The organism is Allorhizobium ampelinum S4 (genome assembly GCF_000016285.1).
Classification (GTDB): Bacteria; Pseudomonadota; Alphaproteobacteria; order Rhizobiales; family Rhizobiaceae; genus Allorhizobium; species Allorhizobium ampelinum.
On record NC_011989.1, the window covers coordinates 3,547,675 to 3,568,050 of the forward strand.

A 20,376-nucleotide genomic window follows, 5' to 3' on the forward strand; every position below is an offset into this window, starting at 1 on the left:
TGCCAACCCGATCCAGGAGATATTTCATGTCTTTGCGCCGCGCCATCCTTGCCGGTCTTTCCGCACTTTTTCTTGCTCCCTTCGCCGCTACTGCCGCCGATCTGCCGGATCTGGGCGGCAAGACCGTTGTCGTCGTCACGGAAAATGCCTATCCGCCGCTGCAATTTGTCGATCCGAAGAGCGGCAAGGCGATAGGTTGGGAATATGACGCCATGAACGAGATCGCCAAGCGGCTGAATGTCAAGGTCGAGTATCAGAATACCTCCTGGGATGCTATGATCCAGGCAGTGTCCGACGGCCAGTATAATATCGGCATGACCGGCATCACCATCAAGGAAGATCGCAAGGAAAAGGTCGATTTCTCCGATCCCTATATGCGCTCGCAACAATTGATGCTGGTGCGCAGCGATGAGGCCCGTTTTACCGATGCCAAGAGCTTCAAGGCCTTCGAAAAGGGCCTGATCGCCGCGCAGCCAGGCACAAGCCCGTTCTACACCGCCGTCTATGAAGTGCTTGACGGCAACGAACAGAACCCACGTATCAAACTGTTCGAAACCTTCGGCGCGACCGTACAGGCCCTAAAAACCGGCGATGTCGATCTGGTTCTGACCGACAGCACCGCTGGCAAAGGCTATGTCGATGCCTCCGGTGGCGCCTTGAAAATCATCGGCGAACCGCTGGGTACGGAAGATTTCGGCTTCATCTTTCCAAAGGGTTCGGATCTGGTCAAGCCGGTCAATGCCGCCATCGCCGCCCTGAAGGCCGATGGCACGTTCGACGCCTTGAACAAGAAATGGTTCCTCGATTACAAGCTGGGTGATTGACGGCCAGGCGTCTTTCCATGGCCTTTCAGACCCTTCCGAACGGTAGCAAGCAGGATTTCCCCTGGTGGCTGGTGGCGCTTGGCCTGCTGGCGCTAGCGCTGGCCATCACCATCGCCGTCAACGACCTCTATAGCCAGGTGTTCGAAACCGTCTCACGCGGTATCGGCGTCACCGTTTTCGTCACGCTTACTGGTTTTGCCCTTGCCTCCTTGCTTGGCCTGCTGATTGCGCTGGCGGGCATGGCCGATAGCATCGTGCTGCGTCAGGCCGCGCGATTCTATATCGAGATCGTCAGGGGCATTCCGGTCCTGGTCCTGCTGTTTTACGTGGCCTTCGTCGGCGCGCCCGGCTTCGTTGCTCTCTATAATACCCTCACCGCCCCGCTTGTTTCCACCGGCTGGCTGGAACCGCTTCAAGTGCGCGATGTCTCGCTGATGTGGCGGGCGATTTTTGCGCTTTGCATCGGTTATTCGGCCTTCATCGCCGAAATCTTCAGAGCCGGCATCGAATCCATCGACAAGGGACAGATCGAGGCCGCCAAATCGCTGGGACTGAACCGGACGCAACGGTTTCGCCTGGTGATACTGCCTCAAGCCATACGGGTGATTTTCCCGCCGCTCTCCAACGACTTTGTCGCCATGGTCAAGGATTCATCGCTGGTCTCGGTGCTGGGCGTCGCCGATATCAGCCAGGCAGGAAAGATCTATGCCTCCGGGTCCTTCCGGTTTTTCGAGACCTATTCCATCGTCGCCTATATTTACCTGATCCTCACCATCGGCCTGTCCCTCATCCTGCGGCGCGTGGAAAAGCGGATGCGGTCCCGCGATGGCCAGCGAACCTAGATGTCGCCAATCACCGCCCGATACCGGCGATACTCCTCGGCAAGACCAGGTCTCAGACTGTCGGCCACCGGCAGGATCGTCGCAAAGAGCGTTTCCGGATCGGCGATAGTGCCAAGTGCCAAAACCGCATCCTTGACCACTTGCGGATAAAGATCCGGCTGGCGGGCCACTCGATTGCAGAATACCTGCAAATTGAACCGGATATTGGCGCTGATCGCATCAGCACGGTCGGCGGCGGCCAAAGGCAGGTCGCGCCAGCCAAACAGGCTATGCATATCCAGAAACAACAGAAATTCATGATAATAGCGCGCCGTTTCCGGCAGACCGACTTGCAACAGCAGCGTGTCAAACGAGGTGTCCAAACCTGCGGCAGACTTCCATTGCCCGAGATCATAGCAATAGATCAAAGCCGGATCATACAACACCTTGCCACAACACAGAAACGTAGCGACGAAACTCCAGTCGCAATAGGCGCCCCGCGTCGGATGATGCGCATTGAAAGTCTTCAGGACCCCTGTAAATAGCCTAGTGCGAAAAATGCTGTAATAAAGCGCATTATTGCCACCGGTCTTATTGACATACTGCTGTATCCGCCCCGATGGCGTCTCCGCATCCAGATTGGTCGTGACCACATCGGCCACACCCGCATCGTCGCGCCATATCATCGTTTGCGGTCGCACACCGATCACATCCTGCGGCAGAGAGGAAAGATCCGCCACCGGCAGGCCGTCGAGAACATAAATCGTGTCATCATCAGCAAACGGCATGAGAAACGGTGTTTCCACGTGGTTGAGCGCGTTGACCAGATTGGCGACGGCATCTTCTGCGGTGGAATGCAGGTAACGGACGCGCGCGCCCAGGCTTTGCAGCCATTCCGCCTTGGCCGGATCGCCGGAATTGTCGGACACGATCAGCACGGCATCCAGCTTTTCCGCATAGATCAACGCACTTTCCAGGGAAAATCGGCTCTTCTCCAGCGACCGGCGACTTGGAACAACAATTGAAAGCTGGGACATGCAGGATTTTCCGAAAACAGGGCAGCAGAATTTTACAAGAGAGGATGCATTAGCATCTTCGAGACTTTGTATTCGCATAGAGAAGCAGTGTTTCCCCAGGCTGGATGGCTTGTACGCCGCACCATGCAGAAAACTAGCTGCCCCTTTGCAGTCCGATGCTGCAAGCCTGAACGAAAGACAAGCCCTGCGCCAGACCAACGGTATATCGCCGAGCGATCAACAGGAGTGACAGCAGACGCAATGTCCGACAATCTTGCCGCAGCATTGGCGCTTTACGCCTCCGGAAACCTGCCGGACGCTTATACCGCGTTGAAAAGCACTCTGGCCAAAAGCCCGGCTCCGGGGCCGAAAGCCTTGCTGGTCATGGCGCAGTGCTGTGCCAAGCTCGACCATTTCACCGAAGCCGCCGTCTTTTACCGGCAGGCCGCAAAGATCTTGCCTGATCAAGCTCTCACCCTGATCACACTCGCAGAAAAAATGGAGCGGTCCGGGATTGAAAAGGCAAGTGCGCTGGAAATCCAGACCCTCGAAACATCCAGACGGGCCATTCGCTCCGGTCCGTTTGATGTCCAATCCTGGAAAACCTATCGGACGGCTTTGAGGCACACGCTCAATATCGACGAAATGCGCATGAGCGACCAGGCGGTTCGGGACCGGTTGAACCGGCAGGAGGAGAACTATTATTCGGTCGATAGCCAAACCGTGCATCTGAGCTGGTGCGATGACGAGACTTTGAACAGCCGCTGGAACAATGACTTGCCAGCTCCTATCTCGGCTTCGCAAGAGTGGAAAAAACCGGCTGGCGAGACACTCAAACTCGCCTATCTGCTTGCCGATGGGCCAAGCGACGACCCACTTCGCAGGCTTACCCTGTCGCTTGCCGCCCGACACAACCCGACCGATTTCGACGTTCTGCTGATTTGCAACGAGCCGCCGGGACCGGACGAATTGAATGCAGAGATGACGGCTCTCAGCCTCAAGGATCTCTGTGAGGATACGGCCGTGGCCGCTCTGCGCGCCGCTGACATCGATATCCTGATCGATCCGCTTGGCCATGGCGACGGTGGCCGCCCTGATCTGCTGCGGCACCGGATCGCGCCGCTGCATCTGGCAATGGCCGGTCACCCGGGGGCAAGGACCGGGCTTATATGCGACTATATGCTCGCAAACACCGCAGTTCTGCCGAAGGACGACCTCCGCCTCCATGGCCGGGCGATCTGCCATCTGCCGGAGACTTTTCTCGTCAGTTCTCCCATGCAACAGCCGCCTTCGCTGTCGCGCCAGCAGTTCGACCTGCCTGAAGACGGAGTGGTCTTCGCGGCTTTTCATCCCACCGAACAGATATCTCCACGAACCGCCGATCTCTGGGTCAATATTCTGCGGCAGACGGAAAATAGCCTGCTATGGATATCCTGCGGCAATTACGCCCGAAACAATTTCAGCACCTGGATGAACCGTCAGGGCATAGCCGAAAACCGATTGGTTTTTCGCAACCCCGCCAGGCCCATGGAGCAAGTTGGCTGGATGACCCTCGCCGACATCGCCCTCGATTCTTTCCCTTATAACGACGGATTTTCGACGCTTGCCGCCTTGCAGGCCGGTTTACCCGTGCCAACTTTTTCGGGCGGAAATTTCGCCAGTCGTGTCACGGCAAGCCTATTGCAGGCTTGTGGGCTAGAAAAGCTGATTGCCCGAGACGCCGATGCCTATGTGGCTCTGTGTATCGATCTGGCCCGCGATAAGAGCGCCCGCAACGCCTTGAAACAGACTATTCGCGCACAGGGTCCAAGATCGCCTCTGTTTGATATCACAGGCTTTATCCGCCACTTGGAAGCCGCCTATCACACCATGGCAGCGCGGGCCGCAACGGGCCTTGAGCCGCAGGATTTTTCAGTTCCAGTCCTCTAAACGTTGCTGGCGGCCTTCCTGAAACCCAAGGCAAAGCCTTCAATCTTTGAATTGCCGTTTCGCTTGAAAACTGGTATCAGACAGCCATGGGATCTAAATTCGGATGTCTCGCGCCTGACATATTCGTGCTGCAAGACCACAAGCGTCTTCCGGCACGTTTCTTTGCGCGCGTTGCCGGAGCGCTTGGCAATCAGCTGACTTAAGTCGCTCCTCGCGGTGCGGCCTGCAACTGCGATAGTCTTGCAAACACTCTTTGACACGGTCATATGACCCCAATCCCTTTTCAACCCTTCGACGGATGAACAGCCATGAGCGCACCCCGTACCCTCTACGACAAGATTTTCGATGACCATCTGGTGGATCGCCAGGATGACGGCACCTGTCTTCTCTATATCGATCGCCACCTCGTGCACGAGGTGACAAGCCCGCAGGCCTTTGAAGGTCTGCGCATGGCTGGCCGCAAGGTGCATGCACCAACCCGCACTCTGGCCGTTGTTGACCATAACGTACCGACCACGCCGGACCGGGCCGAAGGCATCAAGAACGAGGAAAGCCGCATCCAGGTCGAGGCCTTGGCCAAGAATGCCGCGGATTTCGGCGTCGAATATTATTCCGAAAAAGACAAGCGCCAGGGCATCGTGCATATCGTCGGCCCTGAACAGGGCTTCACCCTGCCTGGCATGACCATCGTCTGCGGCGACAGCCATACCTCGACCCACGGAGCCTTCGGCGCCCTGGCGCATGGCATCGGCACGTCGGAAGTGGAACATGTTCTGGCCACCCAGACCTTGATCCAGAAGAAAGCCAAGAACATGCTGGTGCGTGTCGATGGCAAGCTGCCCGCAGGTGTGACCGCCAAGGACATCATTCTTGCCATCATCGGTGAAATCGGCACCGCTGGCGGCACCGGCCACGTCATCGAATTTGCCGGTGAAGCTATCGAGGCCCTGTCGATGGAAGGCCGCATGACCGTCTGCAACATGACGATCGAAGGCGGCGCCCGCGCTGGCCTGATTGCGCCTGACGAAAAGACCTTCGAATATATCAAGGGCAAGCCCCGCGCGCCGAAGGGTGAAGAGCTGGAGATGGCGCTTCAATACTGGAAGACGCTGCATACCGATGAAGGCGCACATTTCGACCGCACCGTCGTGCTGGATGCCGCCAACCTGCCGCCCATCGTCTCCTGGGGTTCTTCGCCGGAAGATGTGATTTCGGTTCAGGGCGTCGTGCCGAACCCCGACGATATCGCTGACGAAAACAAGCGGACGTCGAAGTGGCGGGCGCTCGACTATATGGGCCTGAAACCCGGCACCAAGATCACCGATATCACCATCGACCGGGTGTTCATCGGTTCCTGCACCAATGGCCGCATCGAAGACCTGCGCGCCGCAGCAGCCGTGCTGAAGGATCGCAAGGTGGCATCGACGGTTTCTGCCATGGTGGTTCCGGGGTCTGGCCTCGTCAAGGAACAGGCAGAAGCCGAAGGTCTCGACAAAATCTTCCTGGATGCCGGTTGCGAATGGCGTGAGCCGGGCTGTTCCATGTGCCTGGCGATGAACGACGACCGCCTGAAGCCGGAAGAACGCTGCGCCTCCACCTCGAACCGCAATTTCGAAGGCCGCCAGGGCTATAAGGGCCGCACCCACCTCGTGTCCCCCGCCATGGCCGCTGCCGCTGCCATTGCCGGCCACTTCGTCGATATCCGCGAGTGGAAGTGAGATAGTCTCGAACTTTTGATCAGAAAGGCGGCTCTTGAGCCGCCTTTCTTGTTTTCACTCAATGATTCACGTGAAATCAGAAGCTGGCGGTCATCGGATCGGGTCCAATGCGGGTCGATGAGCTATCGAGCGCAGCGATCTCAGTCATGTCTTGTGGATCAAGGCTGAAATCGAACACCTTGAAATTTTCCTCGATGCGCGAGGGCGTGACGGATTTCGGGATCACCACAAGCCCGCTTTCGATATGCCAGCGGATGATGATCTGGGCTGCCGTGCGGCCATGCTTGGTAGCGATCTTACCGATCACCGGATTGTCCAACAGCTTGCCCTGGCCAAGTGGGCTCCAGGACTGGGTCACGATATTGTGGGCCTGGTGGAATTCGCGGGCTTGTTTCTGCTGGAAATCCGGATGCAGTTCGATCTGGTTGATGACAGGCACCACGCCGGTTTCATCGATGATCGTCTTCAGATGCTCCGGATAGAAATTCGACACGCCGATGGAGCGCGCCCTGCCCTCCTCCTTCAATTGAATAAAGGCCTTCCAGGTCTCGACAAACAGGCCGCGATGCGGTGATGGCCAATGGATCAGGTAGAGATCGACATAATCAGTGCCAAGCCGCTTCAGGCTGGCATCGAAGGCTTTGAGGGTGTTGTCGAAGCCCTGCTCATTGTTCCACAGCTTGGTGGTCAGGAAAATATCGCCGCGGTCGATGCCGGACGAGCGGATGCCTTCGCCGACACCCTCCTCGTTTTCATAGACAGCAGCCGTATCGATATGGCGATAACCCGCCGACAGCGCGGACCGTACCGCAGGTGCCGCTTCGCTATTGGGTGTTTGCCAGACGCCGAGACCCACCTGCGGGATGCTGTTGCCGTCGGAAAAGGAAATGTAGGATTGATCTGCCACGTAAGGGTCTCCCATTCGAGATCGAGGTTTAAGATCGGGCAAGAACCGCGACGACCTTGAGAAGGCGCATTCCATGATGCCGGGTCTATAGATAGGCAGGGGCAATGTGTTTCCCACCCCGGCAGCCCGGTGTTTGTCTCAGGGAGGTATGTCTTCACAAAACCGTGACAATGGTGGCCTGTGAAACAACCGCCAGCAGGCGGCGCATGTCGGCGGGGCTAATCGCCACGCAGCCCTCCGTCGGAGTATAGTCCGGGCGCGCCACGTGGAAAAAGATCGCAGACCCGCAGCCCTGCTTACGGCAGGTGACGTTCCAGTCCATCACCAGACAGACATCGTAAAGCCTGTCCTGTCGCTGCAACCGCTCGTGACTGGGGGTAAACGGTGCCTTGACCGGACGGTTATAGGCCGGATGGCCCGGCGCATCGCACCACAGCATGTCAGCACGAATCGACCTCAAAGGCAGGCGCGAGCCTATGGCCGCACGAGACTCCGCCCGAAAGTAGCCGTAAAGCAACCGCATCGATGCCCGTGGGGTTGCGCCATCGCCCTCACGCTTGAAAGCCGTGATGCCCGACCGTCCGATGGCGGCGGGAAACCGAAGCGGTCCAGCCTGAACGATGGCCTGGCTCTTGCAACCGGGCTTGCGGCGCACCACAATACTGCGAAGACCTTGGCGCGGTTGAGACCCGGCTCTGGAAGGTGGGTTTGGCATTTCGCTCACGGAGTTTTGCTTTGTCGAACACTTTTCTTGTAGAGTGAGTTGGCTAGATAAGACAATGATTTCAAGAACAGTGCAATCTGGCCTGTTCGCTGCTTGGGAGTATATCAGGTATGGCTGCTCGGACGATCCTTCTGGTCGATGACGACGATGACCTGCGCGAAACGCTGGTGGAACAACTTTCCCTTTACGAGGAGTTTTCGATCCAGCAGGAATCCAACGCCACCAAGGGCGTGCAGGCGGCCCGCAATGGCCAGGTGGACCTGATGATCATGGATGTGGGCCTGCCGGACATGGATGGCCGCGAAGCCGTGAAACTGCTGCGCAAGGGCGGCTTCAAGGCCCCCGTCATCATGCTGACCGGTCACGATACCGATTCCGACACCATTCTGGGGCTTGAGGCCGGTGCGAACGACTATGTTACCAAGCCATTCCGCTTTGCCGTTCTGCTCGCCCGCATCCGTGCGCAGTTGCGCCAGCACGAGCAGAGCGAAGACGCCACGTTTACCGTCGGTCCCTATCTGTTCAAGCCAAGCCAGAAGCTGCTGACCACCGAAGATGGCAAGAAAATCCGGCTGACGGAAAAGGAAGCGGCCATCATCCGCTACCTCTACCGCGCCGGGCAAAAAGTCGTCACCCGCGACGTGCTGCTGGAAGAAGTCTGGGGATACAACTCCGGCGTCACCACCCATACGCTGGAAACCCATGTCTATCGCCTGCGCCAGAAGATAGAACGGGACCCGTCCAATGCCGAAATTCTGGTGACGGAAAACGGCGGCTACAAGATTATTCCCTAAACGGGCGTTCAACGGACACTGAACCGGAGCATTCTCGATGGCGCTGAGCGATGACATGCAACTGCTCTCATCCCTGGCGCTGTTTCAGGGGCTGGAGCCGGACCAATTGCGGCTGATTGCCTTTGGTGCCGAACACAGGCCCATTGGCCAGGGCCAGCCGCTGTTTCGGGAACACTCCCCGGCTGAATGCGCCTATGTGGTGGTGCGGGGCCGGTTCGAGCTTTCCAACACAGGTCGCGATGGCAAGCCGCAAGTCGCCGCTGTTGCCGGTCCCGGCACCATGCTGTCGGAACTGGCGCTGGCCACCATGGTGGAGCGCAAATATACCGCCATCGCCCTGGAAGATGCCGAAGTGCTGCGCATTCCCCGCCCGCTGTTCCACCGGCTGCTGGAGGAATATCCAAAGCTCGGCCTTGTCATGCAGGAGCGCATCCGGCAAAACCTCATGGCACTGGCGACCGGTGCAAAGGGGATGGAAGAGCGGTTTCGGTAACGCGTGACGGCTCACTATGTCGCATTGTCTGATGGGGCGGCAGGACTGCATCATCGTTTTACCGTGAGGTTTACCCCCCTCTGTCCTGCCGGACATCTCCCCCTCAAGGGGGGAGATCGGATAGACGTAGCCGCTCATTCCTCGGAAACATTGGCGATTTCCGACGGTTTGTTCAGATGACGTGAAGCGAGCGGCCAACTCCGGGTCGATCTCCCCCCTTGAGGGGGAGATGCCTGGCAAGGCAGAGGGGGGTAAACGGCATATCGAAACGACAATATTATGTACCGTCGTCAATCAATCACAGCGGTTTACTGACGCTTCTATAGATCGTGGTTCTCCAGCCACTCCTTGCAGACCAGTTCGACAGCATCCTGCAACTGTTTGATATGCTCCACCAGCCACGCCAATTCCTCGGCGGTAATCTCGTATTTTGATGAATAACGGGCTTCGACATAGGCGCGGTGCAGGCGATCGAAACAACGACGGGCAAGGCGGTTTTTCCTCGGCCATGCATCGATCAGACGAGTATCCAAACTTTCGGCCAGCGGTCGCAATTTTCTTAAATTGTGCAACCGGGGGCTATAGAGCGTCAGCACCAGCAGAACGCAGTGGTAAAGCCGTTCAACCGTTTGATGAAGCTGGAAGGCGGCTTCATTAAAATTACCGCGCTCAATCAAAAATCCGGCTGCGGCCTGAAAGGCGTCGGCACTCGAAAACCAATCCTCGAAATAAGTCTTCGCCTGAGCCTGCCTCTCCTCTGGAGGCAGCGGCTGGGCCGTAGCGAGCGGAAAGCCCGGCGCTTCATAAAGCGGGATGCCGTCACGGGCGATATCGATGAAGAAAGGCAGGCCTCGGGCCAGTCGATTGTTCATATCATCAAGGGAGTGAACGATAAAATTGACAGGGGTTTTCAAGCGCTTGGTAGCGATTTCCTCCCGGATCAGATATTCCTGCGCGCCGCGCCAGAACTCATCCTCATCGGCGAAAGTCTCACTATTCACCACCACCAGCAGATCATAATCGGAATAATAGCCGCTCGCATGGTCCTCGACCCAGTCGCCACGCGCATAGGAGCCGAACAGGATCAGCTTGAGGATACGGCCGCCCTTGTTTTTATCGGACAGCCTGCCCTTTTGCGCGGCTTCGAACTCGTCGAAGAGAATGCGGACCACCCGCTCCAGCTCGCGCTGCTTGCGGGCGGGCAGATGATTGAGCCGGTCCTGATCCATCTACCCCTCCCTTGACGTGCCGTGGATATCAAAGCGCGAACTGCACCGTCACCGGCACGTGGTCAGAAGGCTTTTCCCAGCCGCGTGCCTCGCGCAAAATCTCGATGGTTTTCAGCGACGGTAACAGATCCGGTGACGACCAGATATGGTCGAGGCGGCGGCCCTTGTCGGCGCTGTCCCAGTCCTTGGCCCGGTAGCTCCACCACGTATAGAGTTTTTGCGATGGATCGACCAGCTGGCGCATCAGGTCCACCCATCCACCGCGATTAATCACGTCAAGCAGGCCTGCGGTTTCCACCGGGGTATGGGACACGATCTTCAGCAACTGCTTGTGCGACCAGACATCGTGCTCCAGCGGCGCGATATTCAGGTCGCCGACCAGGATAGCCGACGTATTTGGCTCGGCACTGGCCGACAGCGCCTTCATTTCCTCGACGAAATCCAGCTTGTGGCCGAATTTTGGATTGATGTCCCGGTTGGGCTCGTCGCCTCCGGCGGGCACATAGAAATTATGCAGGCGAATACGCCGCCCGTTCCACTCAAAAATCGCCGAAATATGGCGGCTGTCACCGACGCCGCAGAAATCCTGCCGGTGGTCTTCGGTCAAAGGAAATTTCGAGACGGTGGCAACGCCATGATAGCCCTTCTGGCCATGCAGAATAGCATAGGGATAGCCCAGCGCCTGAAACGCCTCCAACGGAAACTCATGGTTCTGGCATTTGATTTCCTGAAGGCAGAGAATATCCGGCTGACGCAGTTTGAGAAAATGCTCGACAATCGGCATGCGCAGCCGCACCGAATTGATATTCCAGGTGGTCAGGGAAAAAGTCATGCCGGGTTCCTTCAGCGCCGAACAGATCCGGCATTGCTCATCCCTTTATGCAAACTCGCAGAATTTTGACAGTGAAAAGGCCCGAAACCTCCAGATTTCGAGCCTCGATCCAGTAGAGATCGTTTAAACACCGCTCAGCCGCGATTGCGGATATCGTCATAGGGAACTTCGAAAACTTTTTCATCGAAATTAACGCCCTGCTGGACGTTGAAGATCATTACCGACGTGTCCTTGCCCTGCGCATCGGTGACGGTCCATTGCCGCAGCTCGAAGGTCTTCGGATCAAACATCAGGGTGATGGTCTGATCGCCGAAGATCGACTTGTCGCCCAGCACGATGGTGGTCAGGTCCTGCTCTTCCTTGACCTGCCGCACCATCTGGTGGCCGAGATCGATGCGGTCGGACAAAAGCAGACTCAGCGGCGTCTTCGACAGCGGATAGACATCCCAGGTCTTCATTTTCAGGTTGCCGATTGCCACGTTACGGCCATCGGAAATCACCCGCATCGGCGAGGGCTGCTCATAGTTGAAGCGCAGCTTGCCGGGACGTTCGATATAGAATTTTCCGGCTGTCTGTTCACCGCGCGGGCCAAACTGCACGAACTCGCCCATCATGGTTTTCACCGAGGCAAAATGATCGGCGATCCTCTGCGCGGCGCTGGCCTGGGCCTGAGCATATGCGGGTGAGACTGTGGCGCCCATGGCCGCAACAGCGATCCCCGCAGCCGCCATGCCGATAAATCCCCGGCGGCCAATCATCCCTGCCATGCCTGCCGGGGCAAACGTCTTCTTTTGCATTCTTTTCTCCTTTTGCCCCTGTTCCATAAGGCGCAAACCGGGCGCCATGGTGACACACACCGGATCGTGAACGCCAAAACGCTTGTAGGCGTCTGGACGTTCCACACCAGCCTGTCGCCGTCACCGCTCGATGTCAGCTTCCGTCGGAACGAGGATTTCGCGTTTGCCCGCGTGGTTGGCCGGGCCGATAATGCCTTCCTGCTCCATGCGTTCGATCAGCGATGCGGCGCGGTTATAGCCGATGCCCAGCCGACGTTGAACATAGGAGGTTGAGGCTTTTCCATCCCGAAGCACGACGGCGACGGCTTGGTCGTAAGGATCGTCCGATTCGGCCAGATTGCCGGTGCCTGCCGGTCCGCCACCTTCGTCGTCGTCCTCGTCAATAGTCACGGCATCAAGATAATCCGGCGCGCCCTGGGTTTTCAGATAGGCAACGATGTCTTCGACCTCATTATCCGAAACAAACGGACCATGGACGCGCTGGATGCGCCCGCCGCCAGCCATGTAGAGCATGTCGCCCATGCCCAGCAACTGTTCAGCGCCCTGCTCGCCCAGAATAGTACGGCTGTCGATCTTGGACGTAACCTGGAAGGAAATCCGGGTCGGGAAGTTTGCCTTGATGGTACCGGTGATGACATCGACAGAAGGCCGCTGCGTCGCCATGATGACGTGGATGCCCGCCGCGCGTGCCATCTGCGCCAGGCGCTGCACCGCGCCTTCGATATCCTTGCCCGCCACCATCATCAGGTCGGCCATCTCATCGATGATAACAACGATATAGGGCATGGGCTGCAAATCGAAGGTCTCGGTCTCGTACATGGCCTCGCCGGTCTGCCGGTCAAAGCCGGTCTGCACGGTGCGGGTCAGCACTTCGCCCTTTTCAATGGCCTGCTCGACGCGGCTGTTAAAGCCGTCGATATTGCGCACGCCGATTTTCGACATCTTCTTGTAGCGCTCTTCCATCTCGCGCACCGTCCATTTCAAGGCGACAACGGCCTTTTTCGGATCGGTAACGACAGGTGAGAGCAGATGCGGAATGCCGTCATAGATCGACAATTCCAGCATTTTCGGATCGATCATGATCAACCGGCATTTTTCCGGCGGCAAACGGTAGACCAGCGACAGGATCATGGTGTTGATTGCCACCGACTTGCCCGATCCGGTCGTACCAGCCACCAGCAGATGCGGCATCTTGGCGAGGTCGGCAATCACAGGTTCACCGCCAATGGTCTTGCCCAGCGCCATCGGCAGCTTGGCTGTCGAGCCGTTGAAGTCGCGGCTACCGATCATTTCCCGCAAATAAACGGTTTCGCGGGTTCTGTTCGGCAATTCTATGCCGATGGCGTTGCGGCCAGGCACCACGGCGACACGGGCGGCAATGGCGCTCATCGAGCGGGCAATATCGTCGGCAAGACCGATAACGCGGGACGATTTGATCCCTGGCGCTGGCTCCAGCTCGTAAAGTGTGACGACCGGGCCGGGACGCACTTCGATAATATCACCCTTGACGCCGAAATCTTCCAGCACGCCTTCCAGCGTCCGGGCATTGTGTTCAAGCTGGTCAGCCGACAGGCTGGCATCCTTGGCAACCGCACGTGGTTCGGCCAGAAGCTGAACCGACGGCAATTGGAAACCACGCGCACCCCTTGGGCCAGCGACCGGAGAACCAGACACCGGAGACGGGCGGGGACGCTCAGCAGGAGCCGCCGCGCGGCGTGCAGATGGCTTTGCAGCGCGGTCTTCGTCTTCATCGTCGAATAGGATGTCATCAGCGGAGCGACCACGGGTGCGCAGGTCAAAGGGTGGCTCGTCATGCGTGTCCTCCGGCGACACCGGCGGCGGCGCGATACGGCGACGGCCCGCACTCCGCTCACCCGGCTCAAAGGACGGGTCGGCGCGGTGGTCCGGGCGTCCAGCCTGAACCGGCATAACCTCATCATCATTGAAGTCATAGGGCTGGTCGAAATCCGACCGCTCGCGCCTTTTTGGCTTCAGACCGGCGAGACGCCGCATCCGGGCCTGACCGGTATACCAGACATGGGCGAGCGCACCGGCAGCAAGCGCAAAAGGCCCGGTGCGGTCATCATCGTCGTCATCCTCATCGACGATAGGCACGGCCTTGCTCTTGCGCGACCCCGCCTGTGAGCTTGCACGGGCAGCCAGAATTTCCGCTTCGAAATCATCCTCTTCATTGCCGATGATACCGGCAGCAAACAGCATCAGCCACAGCATCGGGGCGATGAAGATCACCCCCAGCACCATGGCAAAGGTTCCGGTCGGATAGGCTCCGACAAACAGTGCGGGAAAGCGCAGGATCATGTCGCCGATCACCCCACCGATCCCGTTGGGAATGGGCCAGGTGCCGGGCGGCGGAAAACAGCCGAACACGGCAGCACCGGCAACAGCACCGGTACCCCAGGCGGCCAGACGGCGTGGCAAGCGGGTGATCTTGCGTCCGGAGATCAGCGAAAGACACCAGGCCAGAATGGGTAAAAGTGCCGCAACCGAAGCCAGTCCGAAAAACTGCATGGCAAGATCGGCAAAGACGGCACCGGGATAACCGAGAATATTGGTGGGCGCCCGGCTGGTCGCATAGGAAAAACTGGGATCGGCAACATTCCAGGTGGCCAGCGCGGCAATGGCCGCCACCAGCCCAAGGAACAAGGCAAAGCCGAGCAGAGCAAGGCATTGCCGCATGATGAAACCCATCACGATCATCCGAGGCGACCGCTCTTCCAATATTGCCAGCGTGCTTCTGCTCATAGGTGTTCGCCTGCCAGTGCAATTTCAACAAAACTTGGAAACCGGATACGCCGGGCAGGACCCGAACCGGCTTGCGAAAAGTGAGATTACCAGAACACGGGTTAACGCTCCTTTAACCATGGATAACCCATCCGGGCGAAAGCCAGCCTCACAACGTGGCGCAACCAGTCTTTCGCTATAATCGTATATAGAGCGCGATTTTCCAGAATCAAAAAACCCGGGCACGAGGCCCGGGTTGGTTTTCTGATAACGAAGCACCTTGATCGGCCCCCCAAGGGGAGCAACAGGGATCAGGAGTGATAAGCAGCTTCACCGTGAGAGGCGAGGTCGAGACCTTCGCGCTCGGCTTCAACCGGCACACGCAGACCAACGATCACATCGACGATCTTGTAGAGGATCGCAGAGCCGATACCGGTCCAAAGGACCGTGATGACCACGGCCTGAAGCTGTACCATGACCTGGCCGCCCATCGTCTGTTCGCCGACATAGCCGACGCCACCCAGCGAAGCGCTGGCGAAAATGCCGGTGGAAATAGCGCCGAACATGCCGCCAATGCCGTGGACGCCGAACACGTCAGCCGTATCGTCATAACCGAACTTGTTCTTCACGACAGAGACGAAGAAGTAGCAGAGCGGCGAAACGATCACACCCATGACGATTGCGCCCATCGGGCCGACGATACCGGCGGCAGGCGTGATGGCAACGAGGCCAGCAATCATACCGGAGGCAGCGCCCAGCATCGAGGCCTTGCCGCGGGTGAAGGATTCAACCACGCACCAGGACAGGATAGCCGCAGCCGTGGCAATAAAGGTGTTGACGGTTGCGAGCATCGCACCACCGGAGGCTTCGAGGTTGGAGCCGGCATTGAAGCCGAACCAGCCGACCCAGAGCATGGCGGCACCGACATAGGTGAGCGTCATGGAATGGGGGGCCATCATGTCCTTGCCATAGCCTGTACGCTTGCCGACCAGGATCGCACCGACCAGACCGGCAACACCGGCATTGATGTGAACGACTGTGCCGCCGGCAAAATCAAGGGCGCCGAGGCCGAAGAGATAGCCCTTGGCATCCCAGACCATATGGGCGACCGGGAAATAGACGAAGGTGACCCAAAGCAGGCAGAACAGGATCGCAGCCGAGAACTTGATGCGTTCCGCGAAGGCGCCGATGATCAGGGCAGGCGTGATGGCCGCAAAGGTCATCTGGAACAGCATGAAGATATATTCAGGAATGACGACGCCCTTGCTGAAAGTAGCAGCCGTTGTCGTGGTGTCGACGCCAGCCAGGAACATCTTGGCAAAGCCGCCGAAGAACGGGCTTTCTCCGCCGCCGAAGGCGAAGGAATAACCATAGATGACCCAGACGATCATCACCATGGCGGCAATGACGGTGCACTGCATCAGCACGGACAGCATGTTCTTGGCGCGCACCAGTCCGCCGTAGAACAGGCCAAGGCCGGGAACGGCCATGAACAGAACGAGGATGGTGGACAGGAACATGAAGGCGGTATCGCCCTTGTCGGGAACCGGAGCAGCTGCCGCCGCAACGGCTGGCGCTGCATCCTGCGCAAAGGCGATCGCTGGCGCCATCAAGGCCGCCGATGCAGCCCCGAGGCGCAAGGCTTGAGATTTGAATGTGGAAAACGACATGTATATGAACTCCCCTTGACGGCCGGTCTTACAAGGCTTCGGTATTGGTTTCACCGGTACGGATACGCACCGCCTGATCGATTCCGTAGACGAAAATCTTTCCATCGCCGATCTGACCGGTCTTGGCAGCCGAGGCGATCGCTTCCACCGCCTTGTCGGCAACATCCGTCGCCACTGCGACCTCGATCTTCAGCTTGGGCAGGAAGCTCACGGCATATTCCGTGCCGCGATAGATTTCCGTGTGCCCCTTCTGCCGCCCATATCCCTTGACCTCCGTGACGGTCAGGCCTTGGATACCGACAGCCGTCAGTGCTTCGCGCACTTCGTCCAGCTTGAACGGCTTGATAATGGCCATCACAATCTTCATCTGGTTTCCCATCCTCTGGTTTATCCTCGGCGAATAACGCCGTCTCTCCTCGACGCCGACCTACGACAGGGGGCAGCGACTATCATCCTACATTCAAACCGTGTGCCAAGTTTCAAGCAGCATTTAAGATATTGAAATACAAGGGTTATAATGGAGAGCGCCAAAAAAAAGGCACAGGAATGGGCGAAAACATGGTTTTTTTTGTGCAAAATCAAAAAACAGCACAAAATTTAATCATTTGCCTTTTTCCGAATCAAGCCCTCCTGGGCAACGGAAACAACCAGCTGGCCCGTCCGCGTATAAATTGAGCCTCTGGTCATTCCCCGGCCACCCGACGCGCTGGGGCTGTCCTGTGAATAGAGCAGCCAGTCATCCAGCCTAGTGGGCAGATGGAACCACATGGCGTGGTCGAGGCTGGCGGCCTGGATCCGCTGGTCGAAGACGGACACTCCATGCGCATAGAGCGAGACATCCAGCAGCGTCATGTCCGAGAGATAGGCCAGCACGGCGGCTTGCAAGCGGCGATCATCCGGCACAACACCGGTCATACGCACCCAGATATCGGCCTTTGGCTCCAGCTTGTCCTTTGTCAGATAATGCAGGAAGGAGGTGGGGCGAAATTCCACCGGCCGCTCTCTTGCCCAATAGGCCCGGATATGGGCGGGCGCTTGCGACAGAAACATTTCGCGAAATTCCCGCTCGCCCATCAACCCTTCCGGCGGCGTCACATTGGGCATGACGAGCTGGTGGGAAAAGCCTTCTTCTTCTTGCTGGAAAGAGGCCGACATCGAAAATATCATCTGGCCGTGCTGGATAGCAACGACCCGGCGCGTCGAAAAGCTGGCGCCGTCACGGGTCCGCTCGACCTGATAGAGGATTGGCACCGTCGGATCGCCGGGACGCAAGAAATAGGCATGCAAGGAGTGAACATACCGCTCGCCATCGACACAGCGCTGGGCTGCCATCAAGGCCTGAGCGATGACCTGGCCGCCGAATACCCTCTGCCATCCGACCTGCGGGCTGGTGCCTCGGAACAAATTGACTTCCAATGCCTCCAGGTTCAGCGTTTCGATCAGTTTTTCCATCGGTGTGGCGGAATTTTCTGTCTGCGGCATTTTGGAAAAGCTCCGGCGGTAGGAAGTCGGGTCCAACTGATCTATATAAGACCCGAAGCGCGATACAAGCTGTAAGGGAGTAGATGATGGCGGATCTGGTTGTAGTCGGAGGCGGATATGTCGGTCTCTCGGCGGCGCTCGCCGTCAAGCGCGCCGCGCCGCATCTGGACGTGACGGTAATCGAAGCAGCCCCCGAAGGCCAGTGGCGCAAGGACCCACGGGCCTCGGCGGTGATTGCGGCAGCCACCAAAATGCTGGAGGTTTTCGGCGTCTGGAGCACGATCGAACCGCAATCTCAGCCGATCAACAGGATGATCGTTACCGATTCGCGCACCAGCGATCCGGTCCGGCCCGTCTACCTGACCTTTGACGGCGAAGTCGAGGAAGGCAAGCCCTTCGCCTATATGGTGCCCAATGTCGCCATGGTCGGCGCGCTTCTCGATGCTGCCGGTGCGGCGGGAATTTCCATCCGCCATGGCGTGAAAGCCGCAGGCTTTTCCGTGAAAGGCCATAAGGCCGAAGTCGCGCTTTCCGATGGCACAACCCTTGACTGCCGTCTGGTTGTTGCCTGTGACGGCGTGCGCTCGCGCGTCAGGGACATGGCGGGGATCAAGACCGTCACCTGGGCCTATGGCCAGTCCGGGATTGTCACCACGGTCGAACACGAGCGTCCGCATGAAGGGGTAGCAGAGGAACATTTCCTGCCAGCCGGACCCTTCGCTATCCTGCCGTTGACCGGCAATCGCTCATCGCTGGTCTGGACCGAGCGCAGCGAGGATGCGGACCGGCTGGTCGCCGAGGACGATCTGATGTTCGAAACCGAACTGGAGCGCCGTTTCGGCCACAAACTCGGCGCAATCCGTGCCACCGGCGACCGCCGCGCCTTTCCGCTGGGACTGACGCTGGCCCGCTCGTTTATCGGACCAAGGCTGGCGCTGGCAGGCGACGCCGCCCATGGTATTCATCCGATTTCCGGCCAGGGCCTCAATCTTGGTTTCAAGGATGTGGCGGCGCTGGCAGAAACAATCGTCGATGCCGATCGCCTCGGCCTCGATATCGGCGACCTCACGGTTCTGGAACGCTACCAGACCTGGCGGCGCTTCGACACATTCCGGATGGGCGTCACCACCGACGTGCTGAACCGGCTGTTTTCCAACGATATTACGCCGTTAAGAATCGCGCGGGATTTCGGGCTGGGCCTGGTGGAGCGGCTACCAAAGCTGAAAAGCTATTTCATTTCCGAGGCTGCCGGAACATCGGTGAAGGGCGGCCCGAAACTTCTGACCGGTCAGTCGATCTGACAAAGGATCAAGAGGCCGGTTTGGCAGACAAATGGCTGTAAAGAGCGCCTTCAGTCTTCAATCTTGCGGGCTTCCGAGACCAGCATGATCGGAATGCCATCGCGGATGGGATAGGCTAGCCTTGCCTTTTCCGAAACCAGCTCGTTGTTTTCCCGGTTAAGGGTCAAACGGCCATTGGTCAGCGGGCAGACCAGCAATTCCAGCATTTTCGGATCGACACCGTTCATCCGCTGATCCATGGCTGCGCTCCTTCATTCTCTGCCCATTCACCCTTACTGTAAAACCGGCTCCACATCGCCGAAACCGCGTGCCAGATAAATTTCGGTAATGGCAATCAGCGTTTCCGTGCGGCTATGCAGATCGGTGGCCTCCAGTAAGGCCTGTTTTTCAGCAGGCGTAAAAGGCGACATCATCGACAAAGAATTGACCAGGGTCAGATTGCTGGCGCGTTGGACGCTTTCCCAATCCGCCTCCAGCTTGTTGGCATCGAGATAAGCTCGGAACACCGCGAGCAACCGCTCCCGATCCACGCTGTTTTCCTGGCCTTCGGCCGCCAGATCGGCCATGAACGGCGAAATTCGCACCGTGCGGAATGGATGGGTGGTTTTCAGCTCTTCGCTCAGCCGGAAACGGCAGATTCCACCCAGCGACAGAATATAGCGGCCATCGCCTGTCTCGGCGAAAGAGGTGATCCGACCGATACATCCCATGCTGCAGAGGGCCGGAATGCCGGTAGCAATCTCATAGGGCTCGGTCAATGCCGGTTGAATCATGCCGATCAGCCGATTGCTGCGCAGCGCGGCATCGAACATTTCCAGATAGCGCGGCTCGAATATATTCAGTGGCAATTGCCCACCGGGCAGCAGAAGAGCTCCTGCCAGCGGAAAAACCGGCAATGTCTCCGGAAAATCAGCCGCCGTCAGATATCGCGCATTGCCGACCTGCATTCCACCCTCCTGAAAGAGCACCGAGCCAATGCCCTGTCGCTCTTTAATTCCTTATAATGTGGCATGCGCCCGGCAAATCTCAAGATGCGCCTGCCACAGAACACAACTTCCGCCCGTCCGAACGTATAGGGTTCAGTCCTTGAACAGGGC

The 20,376-nt window shown here is 58.1% G+C and carries 19 protein-coding genes; 7 read left to right on the forward strand and 12 right to left on the reverse strand.

The annotated features are described in order from the left end of the window. The first annotated feature begins 26 nt into the window (after positions 1 to 26). Both AVI_RS16670 and AVI_RS16675 read left to right on the forward strand, forming a co-directional pair. The gene (locus AVI_RS16670) at positions 27 to 824 is read left to right on the forward strand and encodes a transporter substrate-binding domain-containing protein (protein ID WP_015917467.1); all 798 of its coding nucleotides are present in this window, start codon (positions 27 to 29) and stop codon (positions 822 to 824) included. Positions 825 to 841: 17 nt separating this feature from the next. Then, a complete protein-coding gene (locus AVI_RS16675) occupies positions 842 to 1,666 on the forward strand; it encodes an amino acid ABC transporter permease (RefSeq protein WP_015917468.1) in 825 nt (274 codons plus the stop codon). On the opposite strand, the gene AVI_RS16680 is transcribed toward AVI_RS16675, so the two are convergent. Then, positions 1,663 to 2,682: a glycosyltransferase family protein gene (locus AVI_RS16680; protein WP_041697216.1), complete on the reverse strand. Its 1,020-nt coding sequence runs from the start codon at positions 2,680 to 2,682 to the stop codon at positions 1,663 to 1,665. The genes AVI_RS16675 and AVI_RS16680 overlap by 4 nt on opposite strands. A 240-nt stretch (positions 2,683 to 2,922) precedes the next feature. Here AVI_RS16680 and AVI_RS16690 point away from each other — a divergent pair, with 240 nt between their 5' ends. Both AVI_RS16690 and leuC read left to right on the forward strand, forming a co-directional pair. Beyond that, on the forward strand, positions 2,923 to 4,590 hold the full coding sequence (locus tag AVI_RS16690) for an O-linked N-acetylglucosamine transferase, SPINDLY family protein (RefSeq protein ID WP_041697221.1): 1,668 nt from the start codon (positions 2,923 to 2,925) through the stop codon (positions 4,588 to 4,590). Between the two features lie 308 nt (positions 4,591 to 4,898). Next, complete coding sequence (gene leuC, locus AVI_RS16700) at positions 4,899 to 6,308, forward strand: 3-isopropylmalate dehydratase large subunit (RefSeq protein WP_015917470.1); 1,410 nt, start codon at positions 4,899 to 4,901, stop codon at positions 6,306 to 6,308. Between the two features lie 76 nt (positions 6,309 to 6,384). On the opposite strand, the gene AVI_RS16705 is transcribed toward leuC, so the two are convergent. Together AVI_RS16705 and AVI_RS16710 are read right to left on the reverse strand one after the other, a co-directional pair. Next, a complete protein-coding gene (locus AVI_RS16705; protein WP_015917471.1) occupies positions 6,385 to 7,215 on the reverse strand; it encodes an aldo/keto reductase in 831 nt (276 codons plus the stop codon). A 154-nt stretch (positions 7,216 to 7,369) separates the two neighbouring features. Beyond that, positions 7,370 to 7,930 carry a L,D-transpeptidase family protein gene (locus AVI_RS16710; protein WP_015917472.1) on the reverse strand — a complete coding sequence of 187 codons (561 nt, stop codon included), beginning with the start codon at positions 7,928 to 7,930 and terminating at the stop codon, positions 7,370 to 7,372. Positions 7,931 to 8,049: 119 nt separating this feature from the next. On the opposite strand from AVI_RS16710, the gene AVI_RS16715 reads away from it, so the two are divergent. Further along, positions 8,050 to 8,733: a response regulator transcription factor gene (locus AVI_RS16715; RefSeq protein ID WP_015917473.1), complete on the forward strand. Its 684-nt coding sequence runs from the start codon at positions 8,050 to 8,052 to the stop codon at positions 8,731 to 8,733. A 37-nt stretch (positions 8,734 to 8,770) separates the two neighbouring features. Further along, the gene (locus AVI_RS16720) at positions 8,771 to 9,226 is read left to right on the forward strand and encodes a cyclic nucleotide-binding domain-containing protein (protein WP_015917474.1); all 456 of its coding nucleotides are present in this window, start codon (positions 8,771 to 8,773) and stop codon (positions 9,224 to 9,226) included. 320 nt (positions 9,227 to 9,546) lie between these two features. Here AVI_RS16720 and AVI_RS16725 read toward each other — a convergent pair whose 3' ends face one another. The 7 genes from AVI_RS16725 to tesB form a co-directional block, all read right to left on the reverse strand. Further along, a complete protein-coding gene (locus AVI_RS16725; RefSeq protein ID WP_015917475.1) occupies positions 9,547 to 10,455 on the reverse strand; it encodes a HEPN domain-containing protein in 909 nt (302 codons plus the stop codon). A gap of 28 nt (positions 10,456 to 10,483) precedes the next feature. Then, positions 10,484 to 11,287, reverse strand: coding sequence for an exodeoxyribonuclease III (locus AVI_RS16730; protein ID WP_015917476.1), 804 nt, complete (start codon positions 11,285 to 11,287; stop codon positions 10,484 to 10,486). Between the two features lie 134 nt (positions 11,288 to 11,421). Further along, positions 11,422 to 12,084 (reverse strand): outer membrane lipoprotein carrier protein LolA, encoded by a 663-nt coding sequence (locus AVI_RS16735; RefSeq protein ID WP_015917477.1) that lies wholly within the window; start codon positions 12,082 to 12,084, stop codon positions 11,422 to 11,424. Between the two features lie 120 nt (positions 12,085 to 12,204). Then, a complete protein-coding gene (locus tag AVI_RS16740) occupies positions 12,205 to 14,847 on the reverse strand; it encodes a DNA translocase FtsK (RefSeq protein WP_015917478.1) in 2,643 nt (880 codons plus the stop codon). 290 nt (positions 14,848 to 15,137) lie between these two features. After that, positions 15,138 to 16,496 carry an ammonium transporter gene (locus AVI_RS16745; protein WP_015917479.1) on the reverse strand — a complete coding sequence of 453 codons (1,359 nt, stop codon included), beginning with the start codon at positions 16,494 to 16,496 and terminating at the stop codon, positions 15,138 to 15,140. Positions 16,497 to 16,524: 28 nt separating this feature from the next. Beyond that, complete coding sequence (locus AVI_RS16750; protein ID WP_015917480.1) at positions 16,525 to 16,875, reverse strand: P-II family nitrogen regulator; 351 nt, start codon at positions 16,873 to 16,875, stop codon at positions 16,525 to 16,527. 218 nt (positions 16,876 to 17,093) lie between these two features. After that, entirely contained in the window at positions 17,094 to 17,978 is an 885-nt protein-coding gene (tesB, locus tag AVI_RS16755; RefSeq protein ID WP_015917481.1) for an acyl-CoA thioesterase II, read from the reverse strand. A gap of 86 nt (positions 17,979 to 18,064) precedes the next feature. Between tesB and AVI_RS16760 the strand changes: the two genes are divergently transcribed. Further along, positions 18,065 to 19,279 (forward strand): ubiquinone biosynthesis hydroxylase, encoded by a 1,215-nt coding sequence (locus AVI_RS16760; protein ID WP_041697228.1) that lies wholly within the window; start codon positions 18,065 to 18,067, stop codon positions 19,277 to 19,279. Between the two features lie 50 nt (positions 19,280 to 19,329). Here the strand turns inward: AVI_RS16760 and AVI_RS16765 are convergent, their stop codons facing one another. Together AVI_RS16765 and AVI_RS16770 are read right to left on the reverse strand one after the other, a co-directional pair. Continuing rightward, positions 19,330 to 19,518, reverse strand: a complete 189-nt coding sequence (locus AVI_RS16765; RefSeq protein WP_015917483.1) for a Trm112 family protein — start codon at positions 19,516 to 19,518, stop codon at positions 19,330 to 19,332. Between the two features lie 33 nt (positions 19,519 to 19,551). After that, on the reverse strand, positions 19,552 to 20,226 hold the full coding sequence (locus tag AVI_RS16770; protein ID WP_015917484.1) for an LON peptidase substrate-binding domain-containing protein: 675 nt from the start codon (positions 20,224 to 20,226) through the stop codon (positions 19,552 to 19,554). Between the last annotated feature and the right edge of the window lie 150 nt (positions 20,227 to 20,376).